This is a genomic window from Paenibacillus sp. Root444D2 (genome assembly GCF_001426375.1).
GTDB lineage: Bacteria > Bacillota > Bacilli > Paenibacillales > NBRC-103111 > Paenibacillus_E.
In genome coordinates this window covers 415,607-436,227 of sequence record NZ_LMEO01000023.1, presented here as the reverse complement: position 1 = coordinate 436,227, position 20,621 = coordinate 415,607, and the positions used below count along the sequence as shown (strand labels likewise).

The 20,621-nt window shown below is 39.0% G+C and carries 23 protein-coding genes and 1 pseudogene; 8 read left to right on the top strand and 16 right to left on the bottom strand.

Going from position 1 to position 20,621, the window contains the following annotated elements:
- Nucleotides 1-483: 483 nt before the first annotated feature.
- The 10 genes and pseudogenes from ASD40_RS16040 to ASD40_RS15995 form a co-directional block, all read right to left on the bottom strand.
- Nucleotides 484-1,326, bottom strand: a complete 843-nt coding sequence (locus tag ASD40_RS16040; RefSeq protein ID WP_057304233.1) for a tyrosine-type recombinase/integrase — start codon at nucleotides 1,324-1,326, stop codon at nucleotides 484-486.
- A gap of 535 nt (nucleotides 1,327-1,861) precedes the next feature.
- Nucleotides 1,862-2,032, bottom strand: coding sequence for a hypothetical protein (locus ASD40_RS37210; RefSeq protein WP_156390025.1), 171 nt, complete (start codon nucleotides 2,030-2,032; stop codon nucleotides 1,862-1,864).
- Nucleotides 2,033-2,571: 539 nt separating this feature from the next.
- Nucleotides 2,572-3,859, bottom strand: a pseudogene (locus ASD40_RS16035) (IS110 family transposase).
- A gap of 308 nt (nucleotides 3,860-4,167) precedes the next feature.
- A complete protein-coding gene (locus tag ASD40_RS16030; protein WP_057304232.1) occupies nucleotides 4,168-4,896 on the bottom strand; it encodes a GNAT family N-acetyltransferase in 729 nt (242 codons plus the stop codon).
- Between the two features lie 547 nt (nucleotides 4,897-5,443).
- Complete coding sequence (locus ASD40_RS16025) at nucleotides 5,444-5,668, bottom strand: hypothetical protein (RefSeq protein WP_057304231.1); 225 nt, start codon at nucleotides 5,666-5,668, stop codon at nucleotides 5,444-5,446.
- A gap of 548 nt (nucleotides 5,669-6,216) precedes the next feature.
- Nucleotides 6,217-6,756: an RDD family protein gene (locus ASD40_RS16020; RefSeq protein WP_235549278.1), complete on the bottom strand. Its 540-nt coding sequence runs from the start codon at nucleotides 6,754-6,756 to the stop codon at nucleotides 6,217-6,219.
- Between the two features lie 146 nt (nucleotides 6,757-6,902).
- On the bottom strand, nucleotides 6,903-7,220 hold the full coding sequence (locus ASD40_RS16015) for an Imm32 family immunity protein (RefSeq protein WP_057304230.1): 318 nt from the start codon (nucleotides 7,218-7,220) through the stop codon (nucleotides 6,903-6,905).
- 379 nt (nucleotides 7,221-7,599) lie between these two features.
- Nucleotides 7,600-7,980 carry a YolD-like family protein gene (locus ASD40_RS16005; RefSeq protein ID WP_057304228.1) on the bottom strand — a complete coding sequence of 127 codons (381 nt, stop codon included), beginning with the start codon at nucleotides 7,978-7,980 and terminating at the stop codon, nucleotides 7,600-7,602.
- On the bottom strand, nucleotides 7,977-9,248 hold the full coding sequence (locus tag ASD40_RS16000) for a DNA polymerase IV (protein WP_057304227.1): 1,272 nt from the start codon (nucleotides 9,246-9,248) through the stop codon (nucleotides 7,977-7,979). The genes ASD40_RS16005 and ASD40_RS16000 overlap by 4 nt, the downstream gene beginning before the upstream one ends.
- Nucleotides 9,248-9,616: a hypothetical protein gene (locus ASD40_RS15995; protein WP_057304226.1), complete on the bottom strand. Its 369-nt coding sequence runs from the start codon at nucleotides 9,614-9,616 to the stop codon at nucleotides 9,248-9,250. Before ASD40_RS15995 ends, ASD40_RS16000 begins: the two co-directional genes overlap by 1 nt.
- Nucleotides 9,617-9,830: 214 nt before the next feature.
- Here ASD40_RS15995 and ASD40_RS15990 point away from each other — a divergent pair, with 214 nt between their 5' ends.
- The 8 genes from ASD40_RS15990 (at nucleotide 9,831) to ASD40_RS37860 (ending at nucleotide 13,590) form a co-directional block, all read left to right on the top strand.
- Nucleotides 9,831-10,253 carry an arsenate reductase ArsC gene (locus ASD40_RS15990; RefSeq protein WP_057304225.1) on the top strand — a complete coding sequence of 141 codons (423 nt, stop codon included), beginning with the start codon at nucleotides 9,831-9,833 and terminating at the stop codon, nucleotides 10,251-10,253.
- Nucleotides 10,254-10,264: 11 nt separating this feature from the next.
- On the top strand, nucleotides 10,265-10,588 hold the full coding sequence (locus tag ASD40_RS15985) for an ArsR/SmtB family transcription factor (RefSeq protein ID WP_057304224.1): 324 nt from the start codon (nucleotides 10,265-10,267) through the stop codon (nucleotides 10,586-10,588).
- Nucleotides 10,589-10,600: 12 nt separating this feature from the next.
- On the top strand, nucleotides 10,601-11,242 hold the full coding sequence (locus ASD40_RS15980) for an MIP/aquaporin family protein (protein WP_057304223.1): 642 nt from the start codon (nucleotides 10,601-10,603) through the stop codon (nucleotides 11,240-11,242).
- A 14-nt stretch (nucleotides 11,243-11,256) separates the two neighbouring features.
- The gene (gene arsC, locus ASD40_RS15975; protein WP_057304222.1) at nucleotides 11,257-11,679 is read left to right on the top strand and encodes an arsenate reductase (thioredoxin); all 423 of its coding nucleotides are present in this window, start codon (nucleotides 11,257-11,259) and stop codon (nucleotides 11,677-11,679) included.
- A 1-nt stretch (nucleotide 11,680) separates the two neighbouring features.
- Nucleotides 11,681-12,157 carry an ArsI/CadI family heavy metal resistance metalloenzyme gene (locus tag ASD40_RS15970; protein WP_057304221.1) on the top strand — a complete coding sequence of 159 codons (477 nt, stop codon included), beginning with the start codon at nucleotides 11,681-11,683 and terminating at the stop codon, nucleotides 12,155-12,157.
- Between the two features lie 10 nt (nucleotides 12,158-12,167).
- On the top strand, nucleotides 12,168-12,602 hold the full coding sequence (locus ASD40_RS15965) for a protein-tyrosine phosphatase family protein (protein WP_057304220.1): 435 nt from the start codon (nucleotides 12,168-12,170) through the stop codon (nucleotides 12,600-12,602).
- A 121-nt stretch (nucleotides 12,603-12,723) separates the two neighbouring features.
- Nucleotides 12,724-13,311, top strand: a complete 588-nt coding sequence (gene sigZ, locus ASD40_RS15960; RefSeq protein ID WP_268795897.1) for an RNA polymerase sigma factor SigZ — start codon at nucleotides 12,724-12,726, stop codon at nucleotides 13,309-13,311.
- Nucleotides 13,312-13,398: 87 nt separating this feature from the next.
- Nucleotides 13,399-13,590 carry a hypothetical protein gene (locus tag ASD40_RS37860; RefSeq protein ID WP_057304218.1) on the top strand — a complete coding sequence of 64 codons (192 nt, stop codon included), beginning with the start codon at nucleotides 13,399-13,401 and terminating at the stop codon, nucleotides 13,588-13,590.
- Nucleotides 13,591-13,847: 257 nt separating this feature from the next.
- On the opposite strand, the gene ASD40_RS15950 is transcribed toward ASD40_RS37860, so the two are convergent.
- The 6 genes from ASD40_RS15950 to ASD40_RS15925 form a co-directional block, all read right to left on the bottom strand.
- Nucleotides 13,848-14,771 carry a TniB family NTP-binding protein gene (locus ASD40_RS15950; RefSeq protein ID WP_057304217.1) on the bottom strand — a complete coding sequence of 308 codons (924 nt, stop codon included), beginning with the start codon at nucleotides 14,769-14,771 and terminating at the stop codon, nucleotides 13,848-13,850.
- Complete coding sequence (locus ASD40_RS15945; RefSeq protein WP_057304216.1) at nucleotides 14,764-16,857, bottom strand: Mu transposase C-terminal domain-containing protein; 2,094 nt, start codon at nucleotides 16,855-16,857, stop codon at nucleotides 14,764-14,766. Before ASD40_RS15945 ends, ASD40_RS15950 begins: the two co-directional genes overlap by 8 nt.
- Nucleotides 16,847-17,587, bottom strand: a complete 741-nt coding sequence (locus ASD40_RS15940; protein ID WP_057304215.1) for a hypothetical protein — start codon at nucleotides 17,585-17,587, stop codon at nucleotides 16,847-16,849. The genes ASD40_RS15945 and ASD40_RS15940 overlap by 11 nt, the downstream gene beginning before the upstream one ends.
- Before the next feature lie 253 nt (nucleotides 17,588-17,840).
- Nucleotides 17,841-19,127 carry an ABC transporter permease gene (locus ASD40_RS15935; RefSeq protein ID WP_057304214.1) on the bottom strand — a complete coding sequence of 429 codons (1,287 nt, stop codon included), beginning with the start codon at nucleotides 19,125-19,127 and terminating at the stop codon, nucleotides 17,841-17,843.
- Nucleotides 19,120-20,025: an ABC transporter ATP-binding protein gene (locus ASD40_RS15930; protein ID WP_057304213.1), complete on the bottom strand. Its 906-nt coding sequence runs from the start codon at nucleotides 20,023-20,025 to the stop codon at nucleotides 19,120-19,122. The genes ASD40_RS15935 and ASD40_RS15930 overlap by 8 nt, the downstream gene beginning before the upstream one ends.
- 127 nt (nucleotides 20,026-20,152) lie before the next feature.
- Nucleotides 20,153-20,608, bottom strand: coding sequence for a DUF420 domain-containing protein (locus ASD40_RS15925; protein WP_029198483.1), 456 nt, complete (start codon nucleotides 20,606-20,608; stop codon nucleotides 20,153-20,155).
- Nucleotides 20,609-20,621 lie beyond the last annotated feature (13 nt).

Below are 20,621 nucleotides of genomic sequence, written 5' to 3'. Positions count from 1 at the left end.
CTTGATGGTGTTGGGTTATACCCTTTGACAAACCCATCATACCGAGGCGCTCCTTTTCTTTCAAAGTCCAATTCTTAGGACTAACAGGAATGTTTAGCTTAATAAAACAGGGACACTTCAGTTATTGTAATAAATCTCTTCTTTTTTTTTTCAACTATTAGCTACATTTTTCTTCCCTGTGGTGGGATAGGTACGTACTATCTCCACAATCACTTTCAAGCACTCGCTACTGGATAGTTCAGCATCATAAACATACCCTTCTATGTATTTGCGCAACTTCTTTATGAGAAACTCTTCCGTCTCCTGGAATTCCATGCACGCAGCTCCTTACCAGAACTTTTTACGTTTTGATTAGCTTCCCCAAAAAGCATGCTAACCGCCTAATTGAAGCGAATTAGGCGGTTTAGTTTAACTGATTGCCGTGCTGGAGTAAAGGTGCCATTATTCTGATTCAAACCATCATTACTGAAGGGCGTTGAAGGACTAGAAGAATCGACGATAAAGTTCTCTTCTGCGCTCGCCGCGGAGCTGTGCATATATTTGAGTGGTCGATGCCTTCTCATGTCCCAGCATGCCTTGAATGAAATCCAAAGGTGCTCCGTTGTCCAACAACTGACACGCATAAGTATGGCGAAAACGATGAGGGTACACATTGGTTGCGACCTCTCCCCGATCTGCAAGCCGTTTTATTGACCATCTGATCGTGGGAATGGCCATTCTGCGAGTAGGATAAGTGTCGGTTACAAACAAGGCTTTACAGGAGTCATTGCGACTTGCCAGATACTTCTTCAACCAGACCTTGCACTCCGTAGTGAAATAAACTTCTCTTTGCTTCGATCCCTTACCATTAACGATTGCAGAACAATTCTCCCAGTTCAAATCTTCAATGTTTATCTTTTGTACTTCTCCAACTCGGCAACCGGTAGTGTACAGGAACTCTAGAAGAGCTCGTTCCCGCATGGATAGACAAGAGATCTTCAAATGGATCACATCTTCCTCGATTAAAAACTTCGGAATACGTTTTTCCATCTTAGGCTCTCTTAATTTTAGAGATGGATTTGATGTTAGGTAGGTTTCTTCGTAAGCAAAGCGAAACAAAGATCTAACAAAGCGGATCCGATGCCCTAAACTACTTGGCTTCAATCGATCAGATTGTTTCGCTAAATATTCCTTCAACAACTGTAGGGTAACATCTGAAATATGGATATCGCCAAGTTCATTAACTAACATTTTTAGCTGCAGGGCGTAGGCTTTTAGAGTTTGTATACTAAATCCCTGGATGCGCTTATCGGCCTCATACAGTTTCCACAATTGACTTATATTCATAATAAAACCTCCCAATAGTCCTATTAAATCTAGGGTTTCTTCTAATGGGAGGTTTTAATCTGTTTATATTGAACTAGCGTTATCCGTTAGTTCATCCAATTCATGACGAGTATTAAGAACTTGTTAAAGTCAAAACTAGGGTTTTATGTTTTTCATCATTTCTTCTTTTTCTTTTTGTTTACTGAAACGCTCATATCCGAAAAATAATTGATATGCGAATAAGATTGAAAAAATAATGAATATAGAAATATATATAAGATAAAAACTTAGTTTACCTTTAAAAACAAGGTCATTTATCAAACCTATTAATGCTAATCCTAAATTCTCTTTGTTGTACTTTTGAAAACGATATTTGTAAATCCTTTAGGCAAATATAATAAGTATAAAAATGGTACATGAATTTAGAAATACAGTTGCTATTATTCACTCCACCTCATTTAGCTCTTTAATAATAACATATTATTCCATAACCAACGTGTTCGTTTTTTTTAATTTTGTTCTCCGTTAACGTAGTAATAACAAAAAACTCGGTATTTTATGGTGCAGTATCTTTGAATTTTTCGACCAATTCCCTAAGTATTTTGTTACGTTCTTTCATACCTCTTACATAAGAAACGGCAAACCAAATGATGAAAATTGGACCACCAATACCAAGTAAAAAATAATAAATTATACTTAACCACGATAAGGTTTTGAACGCAATCATACAAGCACCTCTTCCTAAGTTACCTAAATTAAATACGCTTGTTATTGTGAAAAGTTACTAAATATAACTATATTAACGTTATTTCAGAGATATTTGTAGGAAAACTCACATTACATTAAACTCCCTCTATGAGGAATAGATTTTCTTTTAAATACTCTCTAAATCTTAGGATTTCAATGCTTTGCTAAAGGTTAGGGACAACGTGCCTATGGGATAATATTGAGTTAGATGAAAAAACTGGGTGTGGAAATATAAAAGAATGCCTCCACTTAGCCACTTGCCAAAAAAAGTGGTTATTTAGGAATAATATGGTTGCACCTATGGATCTCCACATGTCTCATGGAGGTCAACCCTCCCATGTCTCACAGAGTCTACGCTCCCACATTCCTTCATTCAACCTGTCCATGAGGTGGAGGTCGGATATGCTGCCCGACAGGATCTACGTCCGTATGTTAGTGTTATTCCGACTCATCCGTGCTTCGTTGTCTAATCTGTACTCTTTACTTTGCTTTGCTTTGCTTTCCTAATAGAGATATATTTTATGCTGCTAATTCTAAATTGGAAAATCGAGGGATATCCTGAAGCATCTTCAATTCACTGAATACATGCCCCTTTTTCATGATTCCAAATAAGATCCGAATCAATTTGCTACAGAGTGCAATCAAGGATTGCATTTTCTTCAAAGGATTGTCTGGTCGTTTTGTGTAGTACTCATGAAGTGCTTTAAAAGCTTGGTTTTTTGCAACTAGAGGCATAATGACTCGAAATAACAGGGCTCGAAGCTTCCTTCTTCCCCGTTTAGTTATCTTGGCTTGCCCTTTGTGCTTTCCGGATGTGTTCTCTTGTAAATTAAGTCCTGCCAGCTTTACGATTTGTTTAGGGTGATGGTAATTTGCAATGTCCCCAACCTCAGCAAGGAAGCCAGCAACTGTATCTCTACCAATGCCTTTGATGACTAAAAGGTGATCTACACCTGGAATTTGACTAAGTAATTCATCGACTTTTAGATTAAGTTCATCAAACTTATCTTGTATGAGCTGATGCTGTTTGAGAAGCAATTGCAGCTCCATCTTAGCTAAATCCACACCATGCTTAATGCCTACAGAACGGCTAGCAGCGGATTTTAGCGCCTGTATTCGTCCAATACCAGCTCCACGTTTTGCTACTTGTCTAAGATGCTCCAGCAAGAACTCATCTGATAACGAAACGAGCTCTTGCGGCAACATGCTCAGACTTAGCATTTGAATCGCTGATTTACATTCCCAATCCTTAAACACTGTGAGGAATTCCGGGAAGTAACGGTCTAACCAGTTATGGACACGTCCTTGTATGACACGCAGGTCAGTAGACAGGTGATCGCGAATTTTCATGGCCTCACGTAATTCTGCATAGATACCTTGAGGAATATTCGGTATAGCGTATCTGCCGTCTTTAATGAGCTGAGCGATGACCTTAGCATCCTTAACGTCATTTTTGGTTGGTGAGTTGTCATCCAACTCTTTACTTTTTTTTCACATGCAGCGGATTCACAACACCGCAAGAGATATGATGTTCCTTCAGATAATGAACAAGATTCAGCCAGTAATGACCGGTCGGTTCCATGCCTACTAGAACATCTTTAAATTCGTGTTCTAACATGATCTTCCTGAACCAATTTACAAAGTTCTCGAAGCCTTCTAAGCTGTTCTCAAACGCTATTGGCTTACCAAACTCGACTCCGCGAAAGTCTTGCGCTCTAGCCACATGTTTGAACTTGGCGATGTCTACACCAATAATTAATGTAGCTGAAGTGATTTGAGTTATTTTCTGATTTTGGGTAGAATTCATATTGTAGTCTCCTTGATATGATATTTGGATCTGTCGCTGGCCAGCAACTGGGATCCTTTTAACATCATACCAAGGAGTCTTTTTATTTTTCAAACCTCGTATTTCTACATAATAGGAATGCTGCCCGTTAACGTAATGGGAGGCTGCCGATCATGTCGGCAGCCTCCCATTGGTGTGTTTATTGAACAAACGTGTCCCGTTAGCTTAAAACACTAACTTATTTATTTGAGTGTTCTGCTGGTGAAAAAAAGACCAAAGTAGTTAGGTCCTCGGTTATATTTAGTTACCGACTAAAACCAATCCAAGAATTACTCAAGAATCCTTATAGCCAAAGTACAAGCTAATTTTTCAAATCCCAGCGATTTAGCAATAGCTACTGACGAACTATTGGACATTAAAGTTTGATAATGCATCGTGAAACCATCTTCTAACCCTTTCCTAGTTAAAGCACTTACAACTGCTTTGGCGTGTCCTTTACCTCGATAATCTGGGTGACTTAAAATACCTACGCTAAGAAAACCAGATTCCTCTACTCTCCAAGAACCTACTGCTACAATTCTTTCATCAGATATCCTTGCTAGTATTGGTTGTCTATTGATTTCTATGGAGCTATGCTCCCACTCTGTTTCAGAGCAAGATTTACGTAAATCATTAAGTAGAGATAGTTGATTTGAAGTTACAAGTTCTACAACTTCAAGGGAAGATGCTTCAAGAAATGAAGCCCTATCAATGTATCCCTGAAATGCAGGACCAATAACCTTGTATTTACCTATATCAATTGACTTTACAAGAAAATTCGCATCAAAAGTTTCCATTGGATGTCTACCACTGATGGCCCTTTTTATATATGAGGTATACTTAGTGGGAGACGATATAATGCTTGTCGTTCCATTAAAAAAGCAATAAATGCCATTATATCCTTTCAAAGTCCTGGAGTGTTCACGAACTATGACGTTCGGAATAGTCATTGATGAAATATCACAATCAAATCGCTCTGCCCAATCCTTATATACTTTAAATCTGGTTTCTTCATCCAACTAACACACCCCCATCTGAAGTTAACCAATCCAAAAGCAAATTTTTTATCACTTCTTGATTTCACAAGAACATCAACTCCACAAATTGTATTATTTATACATACGCAATGAAGTGTTCATGATTGCATAATTAAACAAATCTGCCCGTTAGTTTAACGCTTCACTTTAGTACATCCTTATTAAACAAAATAATCGAAAATGATGCTGCAGAGCTTTTGATCAAGTCTCCGAACCAGTCCGTGGATCTTGCCAAGATCAGGAATTCTAACATAAAAAAAAACAGCCTGCCGTGTTTTACAACACAGCCAGGCTGTTTGGGAATTAGATTGTTGATGCTACTGTAAGTATCCTTTTCAAAATTATTTACCGCCTTCGACTTAAATTAAGCTCTTCATGCCTCGCAGCCACTCATAAAAACCATCATCGAAAAAAAGATCCGGGATGTATGTTTGAGTGTAATTGCAATTTGGGCAAAGAAGTACCAACCCTTGTTCAAGCACCTTAGGGTATAATTTCTCGTGTTTANCCTAGCAGAGCCGGGCCGTACCTACCAAGGAAATCCTCGCAGCCACTCATAAAAACCATCATCGAAAAAAAGATCCGGGATGTATGTTTGAGTGTAATTGCAATTTGGGCAAAGAAGTACCAACCCTTGTTCAAGCACCTTAGGGTATAATTTCTCGTGTTTACTGTTGTTTCCGCAAGTAAGAGGATGCACTCCTTCTGCCTGCTGGTAATCCTTAATACGTTGCTTAACATCTTCTTTGTTCATTTATATCCCCTTCATTTGTTGAGATCAGCATTATACCANTAAGAGGATGCACTCCTTCTGCCTGCTGGTAATCCTTAATACGTTGCTTAACATCTTCTTTGTTCATTTATATCCCCTTCATTTGTTGAGATCAGCATTATACCACGATATATATTGTTAGACATTGATTTCTTGAGATTCAACTCTACCATCCTTGAAAACCTTCAAAAAAAATTTTTGCCAATCTTTACGATATAATTATACACGATGTACTCATCTACAACACAAAATAATCTAAGCGCCCATTAGATTTCAAGCCATCATCTGCGGGGTATCAATTTAACTTGTTTTCAGAATTCTCCCATTCTTTTTCCTTGTAAAAATCGTCATGGTAGAGTCACCTCACGAAACGGAAAAAAATCGTGCGCTAAGCAATACATTACATGAAAAAACCGGACCCTGTATTCTACAAAGGAATCCGGTTTTCGTAATTGGGTGGTAGCTAGAATTCGTTAAATTAACGTTACCCGTTAGTTCAACTCCCCTTGGAGAGTGGGTCCAATAAATCCTTAATCCCTATACCTTATAACAGTCCCCACGATAGAGTCGTAAACAGTTTGATTATTTTTGCTCCATAATGGACTTATCATGTAAATAAGTACCAAACCGTAGACCGTCCCCAATAAAGAATAAATTAAATAATTAGGGTACTCTGAAGGAATCACCATGTGCCAAATGGTGAAATGAGCTAGCTCCCAAGGGATGAATTTAAGGGCAGAACGAAAAAGCGAGGATCCGAATCCGATTGGTTGACCGTAAATGCCAGCCACCACAATCCCCATTTTTCGTTTACCCCATGTTGCATGAGATTTCGACCCCTCACATACGGCAAAATAAAGATATACTGGCAGTGTAATGAATAAAAACCCAGTAATCTCCGCCAACAAGGGATTTGTCGTAAACAATGGAATCAACTGCGGTCGTGCAAGAAAAGATACTCCGATCAACAGGATGATGTAGCCCAAAATGATAATATAATCCAAAAAAAAGGCCATTATGCGGGTTGCAAACGATACGCTCTTTAGATTTTCATTTATCCGGTCGTCCACTGATTCCAGCTCCCAACCTAACTCGTCGTTACATCTTCAATCACCAAAAAAAGAAGGAGCTACTACGATGCAGCTTCTACACTATTGTTCTGTTCTGCGTTAGTTTAGTTCCCCAGCTGTTCCTCAAAGTCGCTTCCCATGTGTATTTACTCTTTCAGATATGAATCAATCGGCCCAAAATCTCCGCAAGAAATTATTAACTCAGCACTGCTGGGCATTGAGTAAAAGCCCATAGTTTGGGAAACATATCCTTTCTCGCTGGGATCGAGGTGTATATGATAGCCGTTTGTAAAATCATTATGAGCCAGTCTTAGTAATTCCTGCGCAAAACCAATTAATCCATTTTTATTTAAAGTGATCATCACTCGGTTATTACTTAAAATTTCAACCTGTCCTACGTTATCTTTGTTTGTAAACTCGGGAGTGTCTTCATCAATATTTAAATTAACCACAACGGAATCCATGCTCTTCACCCCCTCTCATTTTACCACAAATGAGCGTTGAACTAAGCCGCCCGTTACATCAACAGGCTGCCCAGTAAGCTGGCAGCCTGTTGTTTTTGTGCTATCGTGTCCCGTTAGTTCAACGTTTGTGATGCGATAGCTTTAATCGCCTTATTCAACGACAATTGTCGTGTGAACTTCACCGTGATAATGGCTGTCCACAACCTTTTCAGTGAGAGAAAAATTGCAGTTAGCTGCAATTAAGTACGTTCCTGCAGGCAATAACAGGTCCTTTTCCGCGTAAAATTCTTTCCGAAATCCTGCATCGGGATCATTTACGGAGTAGCCACCACTCATTGTAAAATTACATTTAGATGGTGTTTATTCTCTCCCAACGCTTCTACCGATATATCATTTCATCATAATTAAACTCTTTACTCAGCTCTGCCTTCAACACATCTTTATAGCTGATCCAACTCCATTCCTCAACTCCATTAGACGGATCAACAGTGTCAACTCGGAATTCGCCGTGTTTGCTGCGTGTCACAATACCCGTTATGAAACGTGGCTGATACTCACCATATAATGTGAGTTCAACCGTCTTCTTGTACATCTGTGACTGACTCAACGTGGCTGATATGATTTGCACTTCCTGCTCATCAAGTTCTAGACGCTGGATGCGTTGCATTTCTTTCTGGTTTCTTATTGCAGATTCTTTATGTTGAGGAAGCATCATCCGACTAGACTCCCATAAACCGTTCCGTTCTAGTTTCTTGCTCATCTATAATGCCCTCCAATTTTTCCGGCTCTATCTACAGCGAGACCGGCTTTCATTAGACTTGATGCGCGTATGAGTGCCGTACTACCAAAACGGTCTTTAATACCATCCACGACACGATCAAGCTCACGCACCTTTGTAACATCTTCGAATAAATCCAATTGCGTGACCTCTTCATCGGCAAGTGAGCCGAGTGTCACGCCGACCTTGCGTACCGGAAGACCGTTCCAATTACGGTGAAATATCTCGCGTACTGATCGATATACTTTCAGTGTATTATTCGTACACAGCGGCATTTTCCGTTGCTGACTAAAACCTGTTGGTGCATCGTATGGCGAGCACATGCAAAAAACATGAACAGTTCCGCTCGTAAACCCTTTTGATCGTGCATCCCGACATACCTCTTCGGTTAATTCCAAGAGTACAGTATCAACTTCTTCCGCGGTCGTATAGTCACGTGGCAAAGTCATTCCATGCCCGATTGATTTAGGCATTACGTCAAACGTTCCTGGTGTGACTGGGCTGTCGTCTAATCCGTTGGCAGTACGCCACATCACCTCAGCCTGTATGTCTGACTGTTTACCAAAACGAGCTCGGAACTTCTGCTTGAGAGTCGCAAGAGGTGTCCTAGCAACATGACCTATTGTCGTCATGCCGAGTGCGACGAAGTGGCGAGTCATACGCGATCCAACTCCGTACATCTTATCAACGGTTAGTGGCCACAACTCACGCTCCACATCTTCTTTACCAAGTGTAAAAATACCATTTCCGTTCTTCTTTGCGAAATTATCTGTCGCTTGCTTTGCAAGTATCTTGGTCGGTCCAATACCTACGCGGATACGTATGTTCATGGAGGCTGCAACTTTTTTTTGAATCATGATTGCCAACTCTTCTGGTGAACAATGGAAATGTTTAAGTGAACCTGACACGTCCAAAAACTGTTCATCTATTGAAAATACCTCTACCAAGTCTGTATATTCTCTGTAAATGTCAGTAATGGCTAGTGATACATCTATATAACGTTGCATGTGTGGACGCATTACGATAGCGTTTGGACACAATTGGAGCGCTTCACCAAGCCGCTGCGCTGTACTAACTCCAAAGCTTTTAGCGATTGGGCATGCCGCCAAAATAATACCTGATCTCCTAGCTGGGTCCCCAGCCACAACAACAGGAAGATTTTCGAGACCCGGATGAGTCGCCTTTTCAACACTTGCATAGAACGACTGACAGTCCGAGAGGAATATTGTCCTCTCACGTTTCTCACTCATCACAACGCCCTCCTCATATTCATGAGCGTGGTCATAAGTTCGGCCTTGACCAAGCTGCGAAGCATTGTGAAATGATGAATGTAGCCACGGACCTTGTATTCAACGTTAATCCCAATTGCATTCGTGGTTGTGTTTAGTACTTTGATATCACGCTTTTTCATACTGCTCTTAATACTTTGTAATTGGGGATAAATCGCTGTCTCAACCTCTCTCAAATAATAAAGAACATGATTATAAACAATTTTGTCCTTATTAACTTTGAGTTCCTCCATATCTCTTGTTAGCATATCGAGTAAAATGGGTAACAACGTAAATTCTTTAATAATTTGAACATCCTCTTCATTCTCAACTCTTAGATCAACACTCATGTTTTCCACCACCATATGCGAACATATATTCGTATTTAATATTATATACCGAACACGTATTCGTTATGCAAGTGAATTTCATGGAATGATAAAACATTTTTTGGGGCTTCCTGCGTTTCTTTGCATAGATTTCTATATTCTTTACAAATTCTTAACTTTATCTATATAATCGAATAATTATATAATAATAAACAAATGGAAGGGGTTGAGTATCGTGAAGAAGCCTGTACGTATTTACTTTTTGTGCATTCAAAACCGCTGTAGAAGTCAAATTGCTGAAGCATTCGCCAAACATTACGGGAAAGAGAATGTCATTGCTGAAAGTGCTGGATTAGAAGCGAGTGAAATACATCCCCTGACTATAACGGTTATGAAAGAAATCGGCATAGATATCTCAAATCATGTTTCCAAGAAGATTGATATGAAGACCTTCTTAGCTTCCAATGTCATTGTTAAATTGTGCGAGAATTTAATTGAACGTTGTCCTGTTGTTCCTTTTGGGATCACGAATGTACAATGGAATATCCTAGATCCTTTAGTACATTGTGATGGAGACATTGAGGAACTGCGCAAAACAAGGGATGAAATTGAGAAAAAAGTTATCGATCTGCTAAAAGGCATGAATGTAACATTGTAAGGAGGCTAATGATGATTGAAATTGAAAATATGGTTGATACTTTAAAATTAGTTGGTGATAAATGCAGACTATCTATCCTTCTATTGCTACAAGAAAGAGACCTATGTGTATGCGAATTTGTAGAAATATTGCAGACCAGCCAGCCAAATATTAGCCAGCATATGCGCAAACTAAAAGATGGTGGTCTCGTTAAAGAAACAAAAAAAGGTCAGTGGGTTTACTATTCACTTGCTACCCAGGATAAGCCTTTCCTAACTGACTTATTCAAGTACCTCCCTTCCCAAAAAGATAAAGTGGAGAAGCTAACCTGTGAAGATTCAAACTGCTGTGATTAAGGGGATAATTGAATGTTAAAAAAGAAGTTGATTGCTGAATTTATTGGTACTTATTTTTTAGTTTTTGCTGGTCCAGGAGCGATGGTTATTGACGATATCACGAAAAGCATCTCCCATGTTGGTGTCGCAATTACCTTTGGACTTGTCGTTATGGCTCTGATTTATACGTTTGGACATATTTCAGGCGCTCATTTTAATCCTGCTGTCACTATTGGCTTTTTGGTTAGAGGAGATATCTCTTTGCGAGACAGCATCTTTTATATTGTCACTCAATTTGCAGGGGCGCTTTTTGCGAGTTTTACAACGTTGCTTCTTTTTGGCAATGTCGCCAATTTGGGGGCAACTCTTCCCAGCTTTTCGGAAGGGCAATCCTTCATTCTGGAATTCATTTTAACCTTTGTTCTAATGATGGTTATTTTGGGTTCTGCTGTACATGGTAAAGCGATTAAAGAATTTGCTGGTGTTGCTATTGGAGGTACCGTTGGTCTAATGGCTATGTTTGCAGGTCCGATTTGCGGAGCTTCCATGAACCCAGCACGTTCTCTTGGACCCGCTATAGTTTCAGGTGCAACACAACACTTATGGTTATACCTAGTTGCAACAGTTCTTGGAGCTGTCTTTGCTTCACTAGTTTATAAAACAATACAGGAATAAGGAGATGTTCGAATATGGACAAAAAATTAGTATATTTTCTATGCACAGGTAACTCTTGCCGAAGCCAAATCGCAGACGGATATTTAAAAGTACTAGGTAGTGACAAATATGAAGTTAAAAGTGCAGGACTAGAAGCACACGGTTTGAATCCACGTGCTGTTGCAACAATGAAAGAAGCAGGAATCGATATCTCGAACCATACATCTGACGTGATTGACACTGAGATTTTAGGCCGCGCTGATTACATTATTACCTTGTGCGGTCATGCCGACGAACACTGCCCAGTTGTACGTAACGATAAGGCTGAAAGATGGCATTGGGGCTTTGATGACCCTGCAAAAGCAACCGGTACAGAAGAAGAAATTACAGCTAAATTCAGTGAAGTGCGTGATTCCATTAAGAGCCGAATTGAGCAATTCTTGAAGGAAGGCAAGTAATATGATCAAAAGAATGCACGTTGCGGTTAACTGTACAGACCTTCAAAAGTCGCTCGATTTTTATCGTGCTTTCTTTGGTGCGGAACCTTCTAAAGTAAAAGACAACTACGCTAAATTCGAGTTAGACGATCCATCCCTTCACTTCTCTTTAAATGTACGCCCTTTTGAGAAAAAAGGCGTCCTCAATCATCTGGGATTTCAAGTGGATAACACCGAAGAGGTTCTGGCTATGGGTGAGCGTTTAAGACAAAGCGGGCTTCTTCTCATCGATGAAATGAATACGACTTGCTGTTATGCAGTTCAAGATAAAGTATGGGTTTATGACCCAGATGGAAACGCATGGGAAATATTCTACACAAAAGAAGATTCTGAATTTGAATCTGCAGGAGATTTGCAGGATATGTCTTTATGTTGCGCTCCACCTTCCGCGCCATCCACACCTGTAACTATTGAATTCACATCTTTTAAGAAAAAATAAGGAGTTCATTATGCAAAAAAACTATCAAGCTTTAGTTGGAGATAAAATTTATTTTGGCGGAGCTTCTGACGTCGAGGATATGGTTAAAAATGAAGGCGTTGAAGTAATTGTGGATTTACGTGGAGAAGCTACGGAGTGTGCCTATCCTGCAGGTAACGTAGAATGGCTCCAAGTCCCCCTTGGAGATAATGCAGAGGGACCACAGGACCAACTATTCCAACAAGCCATTAATCACGTTGTAGAGGCTTATAAAGACGGTAAAAAGGTTGGGTTCCATTGCGGTGGTGGAAAAGGTCGGACTGGCGCCGTGGCCATTGGTACGTTGTTAGCCTTAGGTAAGAGCCAAACTATCGAAGAAGCTGAGAAATTGGCGCAAAGCATTCGCCCTGTTGTTAGTATTAAACAGCCTCAACGTGAGGCATTGGAGAAATTATTTAACAAATGATCTAAATTGATTCGGCCCTCTGGCAAATATTTTTGCTACAGGGCCTATATTATTTTAAAGGATATAAAAATTTCTCGAAAAAGTGCATCCATTTGCAAAGTCGTACGTCTCTGTATTAAACATTTCTGGAGGGAAGAATATGAACACCGAGGAAGTATGGAGATCATTTTATAGTCCTTTGCGGAATTTCATTATTAAACGGGTGAAAAGTGAACATGATGCTGATGACATTCTACAGAATGTTTTTATGAAAATACACGCTAACTTAGATACATTAAAAGATGATCAGAAACTGCAATCTTGGATATATCAAATTACTAGAAATTGCATCATTGATTATTACAGAAAAGAGCAATTCCAACTGAAGGTTGAATTGCCAACCGAATTACTTTTAGAAGAAACTGAGGACCTAAATGAAGCTATTAAGGAAATAGCCTCTTGTATCCGACCCATGGTTGGGCAACTCTCAGATAATTATAAGCATGCTCTAGAACTCACCGAGTTAGGCGATTACACTCAAAAACAACTAAGTGAGCAACTAGGTATTTCTTTTTCTGGAGCAAAATCTAGAGTGCAGCGTGGCAGGGAGAAGCTAAAAGAGCTCTTGCTTAATTGTTGTAACTTTGAATTTGACCGGCTAGGTAATATCATTGATTACACTTCTCGAAGTAATAACAATACAAAATGCAACACATCGGATTGTTGTTAATTAGATTCTAAAACAAATTGCATCCTTATGTATTGTTGTGCGTCTACTGATACGTAACGCACTTTAATTATTAGGGAGGAAAAGAATATGAGCAAAGAAATTAACAAGGACGAACAAGGCAATTTTAGAAATGAAAGCTGTTGTGGAGGACCTGCTCCAGCCGAGACTAACGCGTGTTGTTCAGAAGATGCAAAGGCGAAGGCAGCTGGACAGGATGGTTGTGGTTGTGATTCGAATTCAGTTGCAACAAAGACTGCTTCAAGTTCCTGTTGCTACTAATTATATTTAGAAAACAAATGGCCGTTAATCATTCGCGGCCATTTGTTTTCTTTGATTAATTCAGTTGTAAATAACTAATGATACTAAACTGAAATTATTACCTTTATCTTCACCAAAAATGAAAATGATGGCTGTTTAAACAAAAGAGAAGTCAGGCATTCTCCTGATTTCTCTTTTAGACGTATAGTTAGTCTTTTAGAATCCATTTTGCAAATGATCCCTCGTCCAAGTATTGTCTTCATTACTTTAACTATTAATTAGTTAGCCGGTTTAATTAAATGATCACTTTCCCGAAACAAGTTAAATTTTGCTTGCATTAATGTATCAGCTGTTAAGATAGCTTCGCTTAAATCAGTGCAGTCTTTTTTGAAAACCCCAAGTATGTTATAAGCTTCTTTTATTATCAATGTTAAATAGCCAATTCTACCTTGAGAATATTGGTGTAAAAGCTGAGGATAGTGTGTATCCATATCATGTAATCCGATATAAGAAGGAGGTTGAATTGCTTCTTCTATCTTCTTGAGAAGTTCACAAAACTCAACATCACAAGTTTCGAACTTCTTTATATGATCTCTTCCAAATCTTCTAACATACTCGTCCTCCATTTTATGAAGAATTTCTATCTGCGGAGTTCCCATACAAACAATACAGACTTGGTGCTCATTCGTTAAATCTTTTAGCATTTCCATTGCTGTCTGATTATCGAAATTTTTTGTTCTCAAAATAAAGTTCATTTCATCGAATATAATCATTTCTGTTTTTTGTTTCTTTAAAAGATACAGCACTCTATCTTTAATAATATTAAGTCGTACATCATTTCTTAAATTATCCGTTCCTAATGCTTGAAGTATTTTTCTAAAAAAAGCATGCTGTGTAAATGGGTATGGAAGCTTTATATATAACACTGGCTTAATGTCAATTTCTTCTTCATCAATAATAACTGTACATCCTGGATTACGCTTTTTATATCTTTCTCCTATCTGAGATTTTCCTACACCTGATAATCCTGTGAGAAACAAATGTCTAGGATCTTTATCAATTTCATCGTCCTCTTCTAAATCATCATCCTCAATGTAGACTCTCATTGAATCCAAGCGATCCCAGATTCTAACAACCTCTCCGTGTTCAATAAATAATTTTTTTATTCTACGCGCAAAACTTTTTACCTCTTCACTACTCATTTCCCTTACTCCTTCTTATTTCTTCTGCTTTTTTAGCAGCCAAATATAATTCATCTTCTAAACTCATAGTACTTTTTGTTATTTTATTTTGTAATGTTTGATTTACTTGAAACGCTGAAGTTACACTTACTTCTATACCCGTCATTTTTGAAGCTATTTGCCTTACACTCTTCTTATTTTTAATACCTTCTCTGATAAATGCTTCAATTCTCTCCCATGCGCGATGCATTTGTGCTTTACCTGGCAGCAACTTTAACTTTTCTTCCCCGTCCTTTTTAAGTGCTTGTAAGAGTTTCTTATATGTATATTGATTTACTCCGGCTATGGTCTCATATGGTGGTGTTTCGCAGAACAATACGATAAATTCGTTTTTCTTTGGATGTAATAAATATATCTTAGAAATATCATCAAGATCATATTTCACCGTATATTTCTTTTCTTTTGATCCAATGATATCCTCACATTCTTTTGACTTGTATATTTTGTTATCCCAACGAACACCATCTCGTGTATAAGGCTTATGTTTGGTTAACATGAAATCAATTTTGTATTTCTCTTCATCTCCAGGAAAAATCCATTCAGGATACCCCACTTCATTAACACTTTCACGATATTTGGCAACCGGGGAAATGTTGTTGCCTAAACCTCTATGAGGGCGAATTTGATAAATATCAGTTAAGTAATGAATTAATATCTTCCTAAGTTGGTCTAGTGTAAGGACTGCATCTTTTTCTGGTTCGAGATCACCTTTTTTGAAAATATTACTTTTAGTCGTGCCTAAAATATTATGAATCAACTCTGTATTTATTGTACCAAACAAACGTTCAATAACCGATCCATAGTGTGGGGTTTTCACTGGACGATGCATAATCTCTGACTCTAATGTTTCATTTACAAGTCTTTTGATATCCGTACTTTTAAAATCCATGCCATTATCTACATAAATAATATTTGGTATACCGAAAGCTTCCCATTCCAAATCTGTCCCATAATCTCCAACGGTGTTTTTCACGAATACACCGTGTTGTATTGCTTTTCGTACTACATTTGAGGACGGGCCTTCATGAGAAAGATAGAAGCACCACGGCATTCGTGAATGAACACAAATCCCTAACGTGATCCACGGTCGATCTATAACTAAACCTGTTGCATCATCAATCACTTGCATATCTAGTTGTGTATGATCTATTTGAACAATATCTAATCTGAAGTCCGCATCCCGATCTGCATATCCACGGGCAACTTCATCATAAATGGCTTTTGCTTTCTTCATGTTTCGTAATCGTTCTTTTGCTTTTTCATCGATTCTATCAATAATGTCTGAGACAGTACTATACTTTATTTCTTGCTCATTTTTTTTTGCACACCTACGCTCTATAAGCCCATGAATATAAGCTTTAGAAACCCTATACTTTGTAAGATAATCATTTTCTATCGTTTCTTTCAAAATTTCAATCTGTTTCTCAGATTGCCTAACAGATATGGTATCAAGTATTATCTCTGGGTTATCGGGATGGCATATCATCACCAATTTATTGTCTTTCCTCCCTGTATAGCCCCTACCTTTATTTGAGATGAGTCCTTCCATTCCATCATGATTATGAGAATCTGCCGCTGCATCTCTAAAATTTTTCAAATACCTCATAATAGTTGCCCTTGAACCACCGTGCTTTTTTTTAATTCTTTCTAATAAGTCCTCTTGCTTTAAGTCGATAACATGTTCATTTTCAAATAATAGATCATTGAACTTATCGTTAAATTGAGAGATGGATTGCTTATTATTATTTTTGATTTTATCCAATAGTATAAGTGGTTGGATAATTTCAAACCTTTTGCTTACTTCATCTCGTTTCTTCTCATCTAATTTAGCGAGTGCATTTTCATATTCTCGACTTTCTTTCCGAAGTTGTTTCATTTTTATATCTGGAATAAATGTTGGGTGATTAATTAATGCACTGTAAGTTATCTTTAAATCTTCCCCATCGGGTCTTTTTAACCACACGTTCGGTGCATCTATAGTAATAACTTTGAACTTTTTTCCATATAAGGAGCATTCATCATATACTTTTAATTGGTTAAAGGACAAAGTTTACAGCCCCTTTTGAAAGAGTTGATGGTGAAACCATTTGGGAATTTACCGTTATTATGCTTTGTGAATTGATTATTTCATTTACATCTGTTAAAAAGGTTCCTTTTGCAAGCAAATGATAGATAAGTGGTTTTAGATAGAGAGGGTCAATGGTTTCTTTGAATGAATTAGCAAGATACTCAATAGAATCATTTTCTAGAAATGAGAGACGATCTACGACTTTATCATACCAATCTGGATAGTATTTTCTCATCTTTAAAAAACCTTTCAAAAACCGAATATTCCTCGTTAAAGTTTGAGGCATAGTTTTAGGATATATAACGCTGTACTCCCATCCTTTTTCTAAAGCCAACGCTCTACAATAACGATTGCATAACTCTTCTTTTGGGGTGAGTTCATTATCAGGATTATCTTTTATTTGATAAAGAAGTGGTTGGAACCCTTGTTTATATGCTAATACATCTGGTATATGGAACCATTCATCGTTTCGAGAAAAAATAGAAACTTCAATTGGTTGTACATAATATCGGAGTACAGAAGTATCTAACTCAAGATAATAATAGAATAATCGTTCTCCTAATGACTCATATTCAACGGGCCGCTTATTTTTTTGACTATAGAAGCTTCCAATGATATGTGGGTGATAACGACTCCCCTTATTATTTACCTTTCGCTTAGGACTATAGAGTTTGTCTTCTTCTTTCCAATCATTCTGTGACCAATTCATGTTGCTCCTCCGTAAAAAAGTATCAATTATAATCAAATATAAATTCATTTATTGATATTACCATGTAATCTCATTTTTTGGAAAGACAAATTTATACTTCTCGTTAGATATCATAAAAAAGCTAGATGAATCAACGAATTGATTCATCTAGCTCTTAATTTTAGTCTCAAACATATACCCAAATTTGTCTCATTTATCGACCAAATCTGTCTCAATTATAACCGTTACTCACAAAATAAACCAAGATATCTCCCTACACCTTATAAGCTCGCATCGCCTTCCGCAGCTCTCGCCACGAAGGACGTTTGCCGTACATCAACACCCCTGTGCGATAGATCTTAGCAGCAAGCCAAGCCATAGCACCGATAGATGCTAATTGAATGACGATGGAGAGCCATATTTGCCAAATAGGCGGACTACTCATCCCTATGCGCAGGAACATAATAAGTGGCGAGAAGAACGGTATGAATGACATCGTAACAACGAATCCGGCATTCGGGTTATTCAGTCCAGACATGGCAATCATGAAGGCTGCCACGATGAGCAGGGTTACCGGCATGATCGCTTGCCCCACCTCCTCTGTACGGCTCACAAGTGAACCTACAGCCGCAAAAACCGTTGCATAGATGAAGAACCCTAGCAGGTAGAAGATTAAGAAATATACGATAAGTGACATTTGTAAATTGGACCAGTTAAGGTGCAGCTCCGAAATTAGTTTGCTGCTGCCAGATAAGCTTAAATTGATTCCACCCACCACAATTATCAGCGCTATTTGCGATAAAGCGAGTAGACAAATCCCTATGATTTTGCCAAACATCTGCTTAAGCGGGGACACACTTGTGATAAGAAGCTCCATTACTCGGGAGCTCTTCTCTGCTGTGATTTCCATCGCGACCATGTTCCCAAAGCCGATAACACCCATGTAAAGCATGAACAGCATCACGTAAACAAGCGCGTAGGACATCACCATTTGCGATTCCGTTTTGCCAGACGCTGCCTTGTCATTCGTTGAGATTTGCACAGTTTCTATGGAAACTGGCGCTTGAATATTAGCCTTTTGTTCAGGCGCGAGACCTGCTCCTTGTAAAGCCGTGTCAATTTTAATAAGCTGAAGAGCGGTCTGAAGCTTGCCTTTTAACGAAAATTCCATCGTGCCTTCGGATTTATACACCATCTTCGGAAACCCGGCTGCAACGGCATCTGTAAATTCCAAATATCCCTTGATCTTCTTATCAGCGATCTGCTGCTTACCTAAAGCTTCATTCGCTGCAGTACTGCCCGCATCCCGTAGTGGAATAATGACAATATCCGGATTGGGCTGATTCTTATAAAAGGTCGCTAGCTTAGCAGCAAGCTCCGTTTGTTTGCCTGCAAAGACACCAATCTTCGTCGCTTCATGAGAGGAAAGTTTATCAATGAGTGCAGGCAAATGAATCATAATGGATAATAGCAAAATCAGAATCACACTCATAACACGAAACGATTTGGATCGGAAACGGGTCATGAAAGTGAATTGAATAACCGTCATGATCCTATTCATGGGCACTCCCCACCTTCTGAATAAAGATTTCATTTAACGTTGGCTCCATCAACTGAAACCGATATACGTTTGACTGCCCCATGGCATGTCTGAGAATATGCTGCGACGCCGCAGCATCATGAATGCGAATCTCATACCCGGTCAGATGCTTTTCTACCCCAGTAACGCCTTGCAGCCTCTCCAAACCTTCAATCGGATTCTCGGTCTCGAGTATGATTCTCTCCTTAGGGAACGTTGCTTTAATATCCTTCAAGCTGCCTTGCACAAGCGTATTGGAACGATGCAGAATGCAAATATGCTCGCACAGCTCCTCCACATGATCCATGCGATGGCTGGAAAAGAGAATCGTTTTTCCCTCGTCGCGTAAGCTTTTCACGGTTGTTTTCAGCAGTTCCACATTCACCGGGTCGAGTCCGCTAAAGGCTTCATCCAGAATTAGTATTTCCGGGTTATGTATGACCGCAGCGATGAATTGGATCTTCTGCTGGTTTCCCTTAGATAACTCCTCCACCTTCTTGTTGTAGTATTCGGGGACGTCAAATCGCTCCAACCACAGCTTCAAACTTGCATCAGCTTGTTTACGGGAAAGACCGCGCAGCTCCGCTAAATAGATGATCTGCTCGCTAACTTTGACCTTCGGATACAGACCTCGTTCTTCTGGCAAATAGCCCAGCAGCTGCCTCAGCTCTTCCCGATAGCCTTGACCCTTCCACTTTATGCTTCCATGATCCGGATAAATGAGACCTAATACCATCCGCATCGTCGTTGTCTTCCCAGCTCCATTAGCCCCAAGCAACCCGTATATCTCGCCCTGCTTGACACGAAGCTGGATGTCATTCACAGCGGTCTTCTCCCCGTATTGCTTCGTAACATGATCAACGATCAAAGGATATGTCACCTTTTAACCACCCTTCCTTAGATAACGTGTTTATTTGCTCATGAATTAGTTTACCACAATATATGGAAAAAAACGGGAACAAAAAAAGCCGAATGTTGTGAGCACAACTCACACATTCAGCTTCTCTTTACAAGCCAAAAATCGCATCAATCACTGGCTTTGTCGTCCCACCTGGATACATCAAATATAGCAGAACATATACCAAGACACCTGTAGGCGCCGTAAGCAGCCATACAATCGCGGCGACTCGTCCGATTTTTTTATGTTTTAGAAATTTGTTTTTGTATGCAAACCATAATGTGATTAGACCCAGCACTCCACCCACCGTTGCCAGCGTAATATGGAAGAACAAGAATAAGTGATACGGCAGCTTGAGACTCTCGGGTCCGCCAAATGCCGTGTTTCCTTCAAACAAGGTACGGGACATGTAGATGATGAAAAACGCCAGTGCGAAGATTGCTCCTAGAACCATCAGCTTTTGATGCGTTTCCCGATTCCCTCTTACAATATGATACCAGCCGAAACCAACAAATATGGCACTGATAACGATAAACATCGTAGAAATAGTTGGTAAAATGTGCATCTCATAAATCCTT

What these genes read in the sequence shown, in the direction of transcription:
- ASD40_RS16040 (WP_057304233.1), bottom strand. Translation starts at nt 1,326, where the DNA reads ATGAATATAAGTCAATTGTGGAAACTGTATGAGGCCGATAAGCGCATC.
- ASD40_RS37210 (WP_156390025.1), bottom strand. Translation starts at nt 2,032, where the DNA reads ATGATTGCGTTCAAAACCTTATCGTGGTTAAGTATAATTTATTATTTT.
- ASD40_RS16025 (WP_057304231.1), bottom strand. Translation starts at nt 5,668, where the DNA reads ATGAACAAAGAAGATGTTAAGCAACGTATTAAGGATTACCAGCAGGCA.
- ASD40_RS16015 (WP_057304230.1), bottom strand. Translation starts at nt 7,220, where the DNA reads ATGGATTCCGTTGTGGTTAATTTAAATATTGATGAAGACACTCCCGAG.
- ASD40_RS16005 (WP_057304228.1), bottom strand. Translation starts at nt 7,980, where the DNA reads ATGAGCAAGAAACTAGAACGGAACGGTTTATGGGAGTCTAGTCGGATG.
- ASD40_RS16000 (WP_057304227.1), bottom strand. Translation starts at nt 9,248, where the DNA reads ATGAGTGAGAAACGTGAGAGGACAATATTCCTCTCGGACTGTCAGTCG.
- ASD40_RS15995 (WP_057304226.1), bottom strand. Translation starts at nt 9,616, where the DNA reads ATGAGTGTTGATCTAAGAGTTGAGAATGAAGAGGATGTTCAAATTATT.
- ASD40_RS15985 (WP_057304224.1), top strand. Translation starts at nt 10,265, where the DNA reads ATGATTGAAATTGAAAATATGGTTGATACTTTAAAATTAGTTGGTGAT.
- ASD40_RS15980 (WP_057304223.1), top strand. Translation starts at nt 10,601, where the DNA reads ATGTTAAAAAAGAAGTTGATTGCTGAATTTATTGGTACTTATTTTTTA.
- arsC (WP_057304222.1), top strand. Translation starts at nt 11,257, where the DNA reads ATGGACAAAAAATTAGTATATTTTCTATGCACAGGTAACTCTTGCCGA.
- ASD40_RS15970 (WP_057304221.1), top strand. Translation starts at nt 11,681, where the DNA reads ATGATCAAAAGAATGCACGTTGCGGTTAACTGTACAGACCTTCAAAAG.
- ASD40_RS15965 (WP_057304220.1), top strand. Translation starts at nt 12,168, where the DNA reads ATGCAAAAAAACTATCAAGCTTTAGTTGGAGATAAAATTTATTTTGGC.
- ASD40_RS37860 (WP_057304218.1), top strand. Translation starts at nt 13,399, where the DNA reads ATGAGCAAAGAAATTAACAAGGACGAACAAGGCAATTTTAGAAATGAA.
- ASD40_RS15950 (WP_057304217.1), bottom strand. Translation starts at nt 14,771, where the DNA reads ATGAGTAGTGAAGAGGTAAAAAGTTTTGCGCGTAGAATAAAAAAATTA.
- ASD40_RS15940 (WP_057304215.1), bottom strand. Translation starts at nt 17,587, where the DNA reads ATGAATTGGTCACAGAATGATTGGAAAGAAGAAGACAAACTCTATAGT.
- ASD40_RS15935 (WP_057304214.1), bottom strand. Translation starts at nt 19,127, where the DNA reads ATGAATAGGATCATGACGGTTATTCAATTCACTTTCATGACCCGTTTC.
- ASD40_RS15925 (WP_029198483.1), bottom strand. Translation starts at nt 20,608, where the DNA reads ATGCACATTTTACCAACTATTTCTACGATGTTTATCGTTATCAGTGCC.